The organism is Thalassotalea sp. G2M2-11, assembly GCF_017168195.1.
Classification (GTDB): Bacteria; Pseudomonadota; Gammaproteobacteria; order Enterobacterales; family Alteromonadaceae; genus Thalassotalea_E.
In genome coordinates this window covers 1127964-1140508 of sequence record NZ_JADNYL010000002.1, presented here as the reverse complement: position 1 = coordinate 1140508, position 12545 = coordinate 1127964, and the positions used below count along the sequence as shown (strand labels likewise).

The 12545-nt window shown below is 39.3% G+C and carries 10 protein-coding genes; 4 read left to right on the top strand and 6 right to left on the bottom strand.

Annotated features, from left to right (window positions below):
* Nucleotides 1-239: 239 nt before the first annotated feature.
* On the bottom strand, nucleotides 240-1352 hold the full coding sequence (locus IV514_RS17705; protein WP_206485258.1) for a histidine kinase: 1113 nt from the start codon (nucleotides 1350-1352) through the stop codon (nucleotides 240-242).
* Nucleotides 1353-1573: 221 nt separating this feature from the next.
* On the opposite strand from IV514_RS17705, the gene rluF reads away from it, so the two are divergent.
* Nucleotides 1574-2446: a 23S rRNA pseudouridine(2604) synthase RluF gene (gene rluF, locus IV514_RS10985; RefSeq protein WP_346776917.1), complete on the top strand. Its 873-nt coding sequence runs from the start codon at nucleotides 1574-1576 to the stop codon at nucleotides 2444-2446.
* Nucleotides 2447-2478: 32 nt separating this feature from the next.
* Here the strand turns inward: rluF and IV514_RS10980 are convergent, their stop codons facing one another.
* Complete coding sequence (locus IV514_RS10980) at nucleotides 2479-4356, bottom strand: formylglycine-generating enzyme family protein (protein ID WP_206485257.1); 1878 nt, start codon at nucleotides 4354-4356, stop codon at nucleotides 2479-2481.
* A 248-nt stretch (nucleotides 4357-4604) separates the two neighbouring features.
* Between IV514_RS10980 and IV514_RS10975 the strand changes: the two genes are divergently transcribed.
* Entirely contained in the window at nucleotides 4605-5210 is a 606-nt protein-coding gene (locus IV514_RS10975; RefSeq protein ID WP_206485256.1) for an FMN-binding negative transcriptional regulator, read from the top strand.
* Nucleotides 5211-5221: 11 nt separating this feature from the next.
* Here the strand turns inward: IV514_RS10975 and IV514_RS10970 are convergent, their stop codons facing one another.
* Both IV514_RS10970 and IV514_RS10965 read right to left on the bottom strand, forming a co-directional pair.
* On the bottom strand, nucleotides 5222-6112 hold the full coding sequence (locus tag IV514_RS10970; RefSeq protein ID WP_206485255.1) for a fused MFS/spermidine synthase: 891 nt from the start codon (nucleotides 6110-6112) through the stop codon (nucleotides 5222-5224).
* On the bottom strand, nucleotides 6105-6761 hold the full coding sequence (locus IV514_RS10965) for a fused MFS/spermidine synthase (protein WP_206485254.1): 657 nt from the start codon (nucleotides 6759-6761) through the stop codon (nucleotides 6105-6107). The genes IV514_RS10970 and IV514_RS10965 overlap by 8 nt, the downstream gene beginning before the upstream one ends.
* Before the next feature lie 235 nt (nucleotides 6762-6996).
* Here IV514_RS10965 and IV514_RS10960 point away from each other — a divergent pair, with 235 nt between their 5' ends.
* Complete coding sequence (locus tag IV514_RS10960; protein WP_206485253.1) at nucleotides 6997-7551, top strand: TlpA disulfide reductase family protein; 555 nt, start codon at nucleotides 6997-6999, stop codon at nucleotides 7549-7551.
* A 24-nt stretch (nucleotides 7552-7575) separates the two neighbouring features.
* Here IV514_RS10960 and uvrA read toward each other — a convergent pair whose 3' ends face one another.
* Nucleotides 7576-10407, bottom strand: a complete 2832-nt coding sequence (gene uvrA / locus IV514_RS10955; RefSeq protein ID WP_206485252.1) for an excinuclease ABC subunit UvrA — start codon at nucleotides 10405-10407, stop codon at nucleotides 7576-7578.
* Nucleotides 10408-10552: 145 nt separating this feature from the next.
* On the opposite strand from uvrA, the gene IV514_RS10950 reads away from it, so the two are divergent.
* Nucleotides 10553-11929: an MFS transporter gene (locus IV514_RS10950; RefSeq protein WP_206485251.1), complete on the top strand. Its 1377-nt coding sequence runs from the start codon at nucleotides 10553-10555 to the stop codon at nucleotides 11927-11929.
* Between the two features lie 12 nt (nucleotides 11930-11941).
* Here IV514_RS10950 and IV514_RS10945 read toward each other — a convergent pair whose 3' ends face one another.
* A complete protein-coding gene (locus IV514_RS10945; RefSeq protein ID WP_206485250.1) occupies nucleotides 11942-12412 on the bottom strand; it encodes a GreA/GreB family elongation factor in 471 nt (156 codons plus the stop codon).
* Nucleotides 12413-12545: the final 133 nt, after the last annotated feature.

Below are 12545 nucleotides of genomic sequence, written 5' to 3'. Positions count from 1 at the left end.
AGTCTCTGACTGGGCTTTTTACTATCTGTGTTTTAATCGTCAATATTAACCCTCTTCATTGACGCTTCTTAGTTAAAGATAATTCAATACATTTACTATATCGTTATCGAAAATAACCATTATTAAAGCCGTTCATCTAACCTAGTTGGTCGACTAACGGGGTTAGATTAAACTAGGATTTCAACATATGATTTTGCTGGGCGATGAATTGACAAGTTTAGGTAATGTTGTAAAGAATATCAGCCACTATTAGATGATGTGCGAGGCAGAGATACTAAAGTTTCAAAGTAATCGTCAGAAAGATGTGTAAGTGTTAATTGTGCATTTTCATCATAAAGCTTTTTGAGTCGTTCTTTGGTGTTGGTAATGCCAATACCGAAGCCTTTATGCTTATCTTTATGGGTAAATTTATTAATTAACCTGATCAAAATATGCTGCTCGTCACACTCAATAATCAATTTGACAGCGTTATGATCTGTTTCCAGCTGTGAGCTATGTTGTACTGCATTTTCAACTAAGGGCTGTAATAACATAAATGGGATCAGATCTTCAGTGCATTTATCATTGACGTTTATTTCTAATGATAATTTTTCCTCAAAGCGCATTTTCTGAATACTAAGGTAGCTGTGGATAAACTCTAATTCGTCCCTAATTGGAATAAGCTGGGTTTGTTGGTTTTCTAACACTTTTCTCAGCATAGCGCTTAATTCACTTAATGCTTTTACCGCCGTATTCTTCTCATCTAGGCTGATCAAGCTTGATATTGTATTAAGAGTGTTGAATAGGAAATGCGGGTTGAGCTGTGAGCGTAGTGAGTTTAATTCTACTTCGACTAATTGCTTAGCCAGTTGTTGATTGGCATCCGCTTGCTTTTTGGCATTGTTGTAATATGAAATAGCGTAACCAACACCAAAAACTGATAAATAGACGAGAAAATCAATATGAAGCAAACTGTAAGCAACGTCATTAAATGATGCGAGCCAGCCTTGCCAATCGAATAGATCATGCTTTTTTATATGCACTTCAATAGCGGTTAATAACCAGTAAAAACCAAGAAAGAAGCACGTAGTCGCAATGTTTTTAGTGATAAATGCTTTAAGATTACTGTTTTCAAGCTTGATAGTTGCGGTTGAGGCGATAATAAATGGCGCTACCAGTATCCAGTTCCCCCAAAAAGGTAAAAATTGTAACCATAGTTCCGCAAAATCGGCATTTTTTCCATAAACCTCGGTGCGTACACGATAAGCATTACTTGCTGCTAGAGTATTGAGAATGAGCCAGAATAAAGTATTGGCAAGCCAAAAGAAACGGTTAGGAAGGTTTTGAATGAGTGCTCTAAAATAGCTTACCACGATAGCTTTACCCTACAGATTACTTTATACGTATCACTATTAGTTAATCATATGGGTGTTTTAGCAGGTTTACCAAGTGACTCGTCCTAAATATGTTGGTGTTAATCGATAAAGCAATTGTATATTGTGCTTTAAGGTTAAAAAAGATTTCCGCTATAAAGCTAAAGATTTGTGTCGATCTAAGATAAAATAGTGCTATTGGCATTTTGGCGGATATTGTTGTGAGTTCTACAGGAAAGCGATTAAATAAATTTATTAGTGAGTCAGGTTATTGCTCTAGACGAGAAGCAGATAAGCTGATTGATAATGGCCGTGTCACAATTAATGGTAAACATCCTGAGTTAGGCACTAAAGTGCAGCCTGGTGATAAGGTATTGGTCGATGGTAAAGCAATTGGTGCTATGCCAGATAATAAATCAGATCGCATTTATATCGCTTATAACAAGCCTGTTGGGATCACTTGTACGACAGAGCGTCATGTTAAAGGCAATATTATTGATGCTATCAATCACAAAGAGCGAATATTTCCAATTGGACGGCTTGATAAGCCATCTGAAGGATTGATATTTCTGACAAGTGATGGAGATATTGTTAATAAAATTCTACGTGCGGAAAATGCTCATGATAAAGAATATGTGGTGACCGTAGATAAGCCAATCAGTGAACGTTTTATTGAACGTATGTCACGTGGTGTGCCTATTCTTGGTACGATCACTAAGCCTTGTATTGTTCAAGCACAAAGCAAATTTGTCTTTCGTATTATTTTAACGCAAGGATTGAATCGTCAGATACGTCGTATGTGTGAGTACTTAGGATATGAAGTGAAAAAACTTAAGCGTACGCGTATTATGTCAGTGAGCCTTGAAAAACTGAAACCAGGGCAGTGGCGTGATTTAACAAACACTGAAATGAAAGCAATTAATGATGCTGTAGCAAACTCGTCAAAAACAGCAATAAAGGTAGATAGCGCCTCTACTAGCGAGACAGCAAAGCAATCAAGAGTAGATGTAACAGCCAAACCGCAGTTAAAACGTATTAAAAATGTAAAAAACAGTACGCTTTCATTAAAAAGCAGGCACAAAAAAAGGAGTTAACATACTCCTTTTGATCTTCAGTGTAAGATAAATTAATTTTCTCTTAATGCTCTAAAGCCAACATAGTTTGAACGAAAACCAGGTGATAACTCCAATCGAACGGAAGTTCTAGCAAGTTTTGGCGCAAAGTTCCATGAACCGCCACGAGCTACTACCTTATTGCCATTGGTGAGCTCCCAGACATTCCCTACAATATCGAACAAGCCAAGTTTATTCGCTCTAAAAGATTTTATTGGAGATGTACTGATATTGGACCATTTGCTGCCGCAATAAGCACAGTTTGCTTTACCATTGCCTATATCATTGCCCCACCAATAGTTACTTACACTGCCAGCTCTGGCAACATATTCCCATTCTTTTTCATTGGGTAATCGGTAAATACGCTCGGTTTGTTGTGACAACCAGCTTAAGTAAGCTTTACTGTCTTTATCGCTGACACAAACAACAGGGTGGTCATCTGTTTGTTTAAAACCTGGATTACGCCAGTTTAGTACACTGTTGTATTCCGGTTGACCATTCACAAATGCGGCGCAGCCATTCTCACTTTCAGCTTCAGTAACATAGTTAGTCGCTTTAACAAAACGCTTAAAGTCACCAACAGTGATAGGGTTTTGAGCGATGGCAAAAGATTTAAGAATTTGCTCACCACGAGCAGGCTTTTCATTGCTTAAACCTGCACCTTTCATATCACCCATTTGAAAACGACCAGCGGGTACGCCGATTAACTCTGGCCCTAATTCGTCGCCAGGTAAAATGTCTTGAATTTTCTCACCATTAGCAAAGTTAATCGATGCTTTCACTAATTCAGCTTTGACTAGTTTATTTTTATCTAAGCGAATATTTTCTTGATAATCTAAATAGCCAGGTTTTGTGATCACTACGTCATGAAAGCCAGAAGCAAGCATGACTGATAATTTTGTTGAACCGTAACTCACTCCGTCAATAAAAACCTCATCATCATATTGATCAGATCTAACGGTTAATTCATACATGACCGAATCATCATTAAAAGAGATTTCGTTGCCGGCATCAATATTTACAGCTGCAGTACTGGCATGTTCTTGTTTGTAGGTACAATAGCGAGCCGATAATTGCAATAATTTACAGGCTTCAGCATTTGGCAATGAGCCTTGCAATTCAACACTAATATTAGTGGTGTAATTACCTTGACCACTAAATTCGCCAGAGATCACTTTATGATTTAATAATCTGACTTGTGCAGCAGAATCTGTTTTATTTTCATTAATAATGTCGGATTCGGTGGCATTAGCAAACAAACTGTCAACAAACTGTTTAGAAGCTTTTTGTTTGGCTAAACGATTGCTGCGAGTTATACACTGTTTTAATGTTTCTTGGGCATCACAACTAACAACTTGTTTCGCATCTAACGTAGCTTGTTGTTCAAATTCTTTCTGTAAGCGTTTGACGCGCGCGATACGAATTTCTTCAATCAATGCTTCTCTGGCATTGGCGAGTGTAAAACGTTCAATATTGGCTTGGGCAAGTTGTTGCTTAAGCTCGGCTAGTAGCTTTACGCTAGCTTTAATATCTTCTTTATTTTGTTTTTGGTTTTGGATGGCTTGACGATAGGCGTTTTGTGCTTGGGCAATATCTTGGTCTGGGTTATCAACCATGGCTTCATATTGCTCATTCATATTAAGCAGTGCTTGCGCTCTTGCTTCTTGAAGCTCTGAGCCTTGGCTGCGTAATAAGCCTAACTTATCTGTTTCATTAGCAACTTGTGTATTTAAAGAGCTTAATGAATTGATAAACGATTCATATTCTGTCTCTTTATTGCTTAACTGAATTTGTAAACTTTCAACTGATTTATCTTCTATAGGGGCTAGTTCATAAGCCTGTGAACCAATTGAAAGACAACTAACTGTCATTGCGAGTAAAGCCAAGCGCATTTTTATTATTCCCGAACCATGTAGAGTATGATACTGCAACCTTAAAAGTAACTGTGTCACAGATTAACTTCAACTTACTAATTGATATAATTTTAATAATCTCAATCATATTGGGTCGCTCGCAAAATCGCAAGAGATAATCGGAGAAACCTTTGATTTGTTAGAAGCTTGTCAATAAAATGATCATTTAACGCTATCTCTGACCATAGTGTTTAAGCTTCAAGCATCACTCTGTGGGGAAAATATTTATGGATGTACCCGATAAATGGAAATTTACCGATAAAGAGCAAATAATCACCTTTATAGAAAACAATGCATTTGCAACGCTAGTGTCGGCATCATTAGAAGCAAGTCGGTTACCACTGTATTATGATGCAGAAAAAAATCAGTTGTTAGGTCATTTTGCCCGTAATAATCGTCATTGGCAGGAAGTTGCAAATAATAGATGTTTAGCCATTTTTGATGGTGCACACCATTATATTTCACCGTCTTGGTATCAAAGTGTACCTGCAGTCCCCACATGGAATTACGCCAGTATCCATATTCAGGGGACTATTCACCTACTTGAGGTTGATGCGACCCAACAAGCGTTAAATTTACTATTACAAAAATATGAGCCGCGTTTATTGTGTGATCGCACCATTGTCAGCCAAGATTATCAAGAAAAGCTCGCGAAAGGTATTGTCGGTTTTGCCATGGATGTTGAACATATTGATGCCAAAGCTAAGCTGGGTCAACACCGTTCAATTGCCGATCAACAAGGCGTTGTTGCTGGTTTATCTCAGAACAATACACCAGCAAGCCAAGCGCTTTTAGGCTTAATGAAGCAGTTAAATCTAGGGCTTGGCAGTTGACTGGTTAACCATTAATAATTAAGTAAATTGGCAGGAGAAAACTGATCTGTTAGTACTTTAGTGTCAGCAGGCCAATCTTTGACGTCGTGCGTAGATGTCATATTAGTCGTTATGTCTACAATATTGATATTGAAAGGTTTAAGTTGCTGATTAAGTATTTGTGCCCGAGCAGTTATGTGTTTGCCATCGGGTAAACCTTGATTGGTCGTTAAAATAATCCGGTTACTATTTTGACGATTTCTGACATTAAAAAAATCACCAAATACTTCGTGATAAGTAGCCGACTCATGGGCATACAACTCACTAATTGAGAAAGTATTGGCCGATAAGACTCCTTGAGGAGTAAGTAGCTGTTTTGCTTCTTGTAAAAATTCCTTGGTCATTAAATGTTCGGGGATATAATCACCGTTGAATGCATCAAGAATTATCCAATCATATTGTTGTTTTTTGAGCGTGGCTCGTTTAATAAAAATACGGCCATCCTGCACTTTTGAAATGACATTGTTGTTTTCGAAAAAACCAAAATATTGTCGAGCCACTTTGATGACCGCAGGATCTATCTCGACATTGGTTATTTTAGCCGACGGATAGAGTTGGTTGAGGGTATTCGACATAGTACCGCCGCCAAGACCAATGATCAGAATATTCTCAGGGGCTTTTTCCATTACCAGTAAGCTTGCGAACAGCAATTTTGTGTAATTAAATACTAGCTTTTGAGGCTCATTCTTATACAGGCAACTTTGGTTGGTTTTACTGGTTTTTACGTTGAATCTTAAACAGCGAAGATTGAAAGTATCTTCTACTAATATATTACGGTATAACGAGCGTTCTTGATGTATCACCTTGGCATAACTGCTGAGGGAAAAACAAACTAATATCAGGATGAAAACAATTTTATTCATGATGCGGCTCTGTTAATTGGCTTGCTTGTGCTCTACTAAGCTGATTGACTGTGATAGCAACTGCGCCTAAACAAATTAAGATAAAACAGAAGGTGAAAATGATTGCATTCACTTCAAACCATAATACCAGATAGAAGGAAGTCATAATGGTGCCTAGAGCACTACCTAAAGTAGAAACAAAATACAACTTACCAGCGACATGGCCGCTATCCATACTGTCTCTAACGAGTAATCGCACAGAATAAGGTGAAATCATCCCTAAAATAATGGTTGGAATAAAAAATAATGCAGTGGAGGCAAGCAATGAACCATAACGTGTATCTTCAATCGTCATGAAAATAGTTTCCATTATGTTGGGAGCCCAAAGCGCTACAGGCAATACCATGATGCCTGCTAGTAAAAATATCACGCCATAGCGAGTTAAATTAGCGTGTTTAATTGAGTACTTGCCACCGAGCAAATATCCGAATGATAAACTCAACATAAATACGGTGATAATACTGCCCCAAATGTGGACACTACTACCAAAAAATGGGGCGAGGATGCGACCGCCCAGTAGCTCAATGCCCATAATGCAGAAGCCACTAGAAAATGCCATTAAGTAAATTAGCCAGTGTTGGTAGCAAGAAGTTTGATGATTAATTGTCATAATGCAACTGAATAAAGAATATACATCAGTATCTTAACCTTATCAGGTAGCTTCTCGCTAGTTTCTTTTCAATATGAAAGCGAATATTGATGACATCGGTCTTGTAAACATTAAAACATTATTGAAGAAGAATCACTAAACCGCAAGAGTTGTGATTTTTAACATCAATATCAGTTGTCGAGGGATAAATGAAACAACAATTTGCCCAGACAAAGAAAAATGCAGGATGGACTTTATGAAGCTAATTAATTACCAAAGTATGATCAAAACATGGAGTGTTCTGTGTTGTTTTTTCTTTGCTGTTAGTACTAGTACCCATGTCAGAGCCAATGACGCGGCTATTGATTCAACATATTTAGGTGAAGATTGGACTTTAACTAATTTAAACAACCAAGCCGTGACATTATCTGATTATCAAGGACAGCCCGTTATTTTGGTCTTTTGGGCAACTTGGTGTCCGTATTGTAAAAAGCTCCTGCCAGGTATTACTCTATTGAATGACAAATATCAACAGCAAGGTTTAAAGGTGATTGCGGTCAATATTAAAGAAGATTGGAAACCGCACCTATATTGGCGTAATCATGGTTATACATTCGATGCGGTGCTTGAAGGTGATGCAATTGCACAAATGTATGGCATTAAAGGGACACCCGGTATTGTTTTTATTGCCCCTAGTGGCAAAGTGTTAAAGGTGACTCACTTTTCAGACCCTGAGCATCCTTCGTTGGAGAAATTTGCTCAGCATTTTCTTGCTCAATCACCATCAAAACGGGTTAAAAACCCGCTTTAATGGTGTTAATGACTTTTATCAATCTTACTGTTGAACCAATAAGGGCTTTAAAAAGTGCGCGGTATGTGAACGCTCATTTTGTACAATATGCTCTGGTGTGCCTTCAACTAAAATTTCGCCTCCGCCTGAGCCACCTTCTGGTCCTAGATCAACAATCCAGTCTGCCGTTTTGATCACGTCAAGGTTATGTTCAATAACGACAATAGTATTGCCATGATCACGTAATCGATGGATAACATGTAATAACTGTTTGATATCATGAAAATGTAAACCAGTCGTTGGTTCATCAAGAATGTATAAGGTTTTGCCAGTATCGCGTTTTGATAACTCTTTTGACAGTTTAACGCGTTGTGCTTCACCACCAGACAAGGTTGTGGCCGATTGTCCTAGTTTGATATAACTGAGCCCAACATCCATTAAGGTTTGTAACTTACGTTTAACTGCTGGAATCGCAGAGAAGAAATCAAAAGCGTCTTCGATGGTTAATTCTAATACTTGATGAATATTAAGCCCTTTATATTTCACTTCTAAGGTTTCACGGTTGTATCGTTTACCTTTACAGACATCACAAGGCACATAGACATCTGGTAGAAAGTGCATTTCAACCTTGATCACTCCATCACCTTGGCAGGCTTCACAACGACCGCCTTTAACATTAAAACTAAAGCGCCCTGGTTTATAACCACGTGAACGAGCCTCTTGAGTACCGGCAAAAATATCGCGAACATTAGTAAATATGCCGGTGTAAGTGGCAGGATTCGAACGCGGTGTACGACCAATAGGGCTTTGATCGATGTCGATTACTTTATCAAGTTGTTCTAACCCTTCAATACTCTTGTATGGTGCAGGCTCTGAGGTGGTGGCATTATTTAATTGCGTATGTGCCAGTTTGTATAAGGTGTCATTAATGAGAGTCGATTTTCCTGAACCCGATACGCCCGTGATACAGGTCATCAAGCCATTTGGAATGATCAGATCAACATTTTTTAAATTGTTGCCTGTGGCGCCCTTTAATTGAATAACGTTCTGCTTATCCATCGGGGTACGAGATTTAGGTAGTTCAATCTCTTCTTTACCAGAAAGGTATTTCCCTGTAAGTGAGTGTTCACATGCTAAAATATCGTCAACGACACCTTGCGCAATAATTTCGCCACCATGAACCCCTGCACCGGGGCCTATATCAATGACAAAATCGGCAGCGCGAATGGCATCTTCATCATGTTCTACAACAATGACTGTGTTGCCCAAATCACGTAAATGAATCAGTGTTTTTAACAACCGTTCGTTATCTCTTTGGTGTAAACCGATAGAAGGTTCATCCAGTACATACATGACACCAACCAAGCCTGCACCAATTTGACTAGCTAAACGGATCCGCTGTGCTTCGCCGCCTGATAGTGTATCAGCGCTTCGTGATAGGTTGAGATAATTAAGACCAACATTCACTAAAAAGCCTAATCTATCGTTAATTTCTTTTAATATTTTCTCGGCTATTTGCCCTTTCTGCCCAGTTAACTTGAGGTTTTGAAAAAAGGCTAAGGCATCGGCGATGGCAAGCTCTGCGATATTTTGCAGCGGGGTATTATCGATAAAAACATTTCTTGCTTCTAATCGTAAACGTGAACCATCGCATTCAGGGCAGTGCTGACTATTTAAATATTTAGCTAATTCTTCACGTACCGCGTTTGATTCCGTTTCGCGGTAGCGCCTATCCATATTATTTAAAATACCTTCAAACGGGTGCTTGCGAATGACTATATCGCCACGATCATTCATGTATTTGAATTCAATTTCTTCGCTGCCACTACCGTGGAGTACCACTTTTTGTTGAGCTTGGCTAAGTTCATTAAATGGCTTATCAACGGCAAAATCAAAATGTTCCGCTAGCGCTTGTAGCATCTGAAAATAATAAAAATTGCGTTTATCCCATCCACGAATAGCACCGCCGGAAAGGCTTAACTCTGGATTCGCTATTACACGGGTAGGATCAAAAAATTGCTGTGTGCCTAAGCCATCACAGGTTTTACAAGCGCCGGCAGGGTTGTTAAAAGAAAACAGACGCGGCTCTAGCTCTTGCATGCTGTAACCACAATGTGGGCAGGCAAAGTTGGCTGAAAATAACAATTCTTCTTTGTCTGGTTCATCCATAAACGCGACTTTTGCTGTGCCTGCGGTTAACCCTAACGCTGTTTCAAATGATTCTGATAAACGTAATTGAATATCCTCGCGCACTTTCAAGCGATCGACTACTACTTCAATGGTGTGTTTTTTATGAAGTTCTAAGGTAGGTGGATCGGATAAATCACACACTTCCCCATCAATTCGAGCACGAATATAGCCTTGCGCGGCAAGGTTATCGAGCAACTTGATGTGCTCCCCTTTACGGTTTTGTAACACTGGCGCTAAAACCATTACTTTAGTGCCTTCGTCTAGGGTTAAGACTTTGTCTACCATTTGTGAGACGGTTTGCGCTGCCAAAGGTTGTTGATGAGTTGGACAACGTGGTTCACCAACTCTGGCATACAGTAAACGTAAATAATCGTAAATTTCAGTAATGGTACCGACAGTTGAGCGAGGATTATGAGAAGTAGATTTTTGCTCGATAGAAATCGCCGGCGATAGCCCCTCAATGTGGTCAACGTCAGGTTTTTCCATTAACGACAAAAATTGTCTGGCGTAAGCCGACAAAGATTCTACGTAACGACGTTGCCCTTCAGCATACAAGGTATCAAATGCTAATGAAGATTTTCCTGAACCGGATAAGCCTGTGATCACGACCAGTTTATCGCGAGGAATGTCTAAATTGATATTTTTAAGGTTATGGGTTCTAGCGCCTCGTACTTCGATATTTCTCATAATGTGTCCATGGTAAATCGCAGCCGCACATTATTGCATAATTGTTAGGCAAACTTAATCAATAATCTCTATTTTTGTTCAGTGGGATGTCGTGGTAAACTAGCGCGGATTTTTTTGCCACCTCCATAGGTTTGAGTAGTTTGTCATGAGTGACTCAGGTTTAAATAGTATTGAAAAAAAAGCGGCTTTTTCATTAGCAATGGTATTTGGTTTGCGAATGTTAGGCTTGTTTATGATTTTGCCGGTTTTTGCTATTTATGGTGAAACGTTAATTGGCTTTAGTCCTATTTGGATAGGTTTAGCGATTGGTGCTTATGGACTAACCCAAGCATTATTGCAGATCCCTATGGGGATCTTGTCAGATAAATACGGCCGAAAACCTATTATTCTCATCGGGTTATTGATCTTTTTACTGGGTAGCATTGTTGCGGCAATGTCAGAGACTATTTACGGTGTAGTTATTGGTCGAGCCTTGCAAGGGATGGGCGCCATTGCCAGTGCCATTCTTGCATTAGCCGCTGATTTAAGTAGAGAAGAGCAGCGTCCGAAAGTGATGGCGACCATCGGCATGTTTATTGGTTTATCTTTTACTTTCGCCATGGTGTTAGGTCCTATCGTAGCGGAATCTTTTGGTTTAAGTGGCTTGTTTTGGGTGACGGCGATCTTAACGGTTGGCGCTATGCTGATGATCCAATTTATGGTGCCTTACTCAGTCAATAAAGCCCCAGGAGGTGATAATATCGCTCTTCCCGAGAAAATCGGGCAATTGATCATCCATCCACAATTATTCCGCCTCAATATTGGTGTTTTTATTTTACATATGGCATTAACGGCTTGTTTTGTTACTTTGCCTAAGCAGTTTGTTGTTGCTGGTCTTGCGTTAGAGCAACATTGGCAATTGTATTTACCTACGTTAATTGGTTCTTTCTTTTTAATGGTGCCATTGATGATTTGGGGCATTAAAAAGCAAAAAGAAAAGCAAATGTTTGCTGCCATTGTTTTCCTCTTTTCAATGACTTTGCTGTTGCTTTGGTATTTGCCAATATCGCTGGCGTCTTTGGTTATTTCTGTGGTGTTGTTTTTCACCGCGTTTAATTATTTGGAAGCAACCATGCCATCAATTTTATCGCGTATCGCTCCGGCTGGTATGAAAGGCAGTGTTATGGGCGTGTATTCGAGTAGCCAATTTATGGGAGCATTTACTGGTGGGTTACTCGGCGGTGCGATTGCGGCCCAATTTGGCGAACACATGATCTTTTTGGTGATGGCATGTTTTGGTTTAGTGTGGTTTGCTGCCGCAATGGGTATGAAACAGATGAAAAAATCAAAAAGCTACAGTTTTCGTACCACCATCACTTGTGAACAGCAAGCTGAAGATGTTGCAGATGAATTAATCAACTTACCTGGAGTGATTGAGGCGACATTAGTGCATACTGAGTCAGTTGCCTATTTAAAAATAGACGACAAAGTTGCTGATTTTAAACAAATAAAGTTGTTACTAAAACCTGCCAGTCAATCATAGCGACTGAATGTATTAGCGTAGTGTGATGATCTCATCTTCGAGTGATTGCTGGGCGATTTTAAGTGTCACTTCATCACCGAGCGCTTTACCCATTAAGGCTTTAGCCATCGGGGCGCTTGGGGTGATCACTGTGATTGTTTCTCCGTTAATTTGACAATTAAATCCTGCGGCAGCTGGCGCGATAAATAACCATTGATGATTTGCTTGGTGTTGAGACAGTTGTACCAATGCCCCTAATTCTACCTTAAAACTTTCCATTAACGGCAAAGCCTTAATTGCTGCAATAGCTTTAGCGAGTGCTTCGGCGCGTAGTGATTGTCCTTGTGCCAGATAACCTGCCTCAATCGCTAGCGTGTCGTATTGCGTTTCGGCAATGGATTGTTCGTCTATCGCCGCTGAATGAGCTGCTTGCGCCGCATTTGTCAGCTGAGCAAGTTCATGTTCAAGATATTTTAAAATTTGTTCAATAACAGCTTTTTTCATAAAAGTAATTGTTTTCTAGAGGCTTAGCGCACTGTATTTTACTTATTTCACTGATGGTATCATAATTTAATCTGACAGGTGTCAAAATAAAGCTTGTGTTTTATTATTGATGCGATTATTTTATTTAGCATTG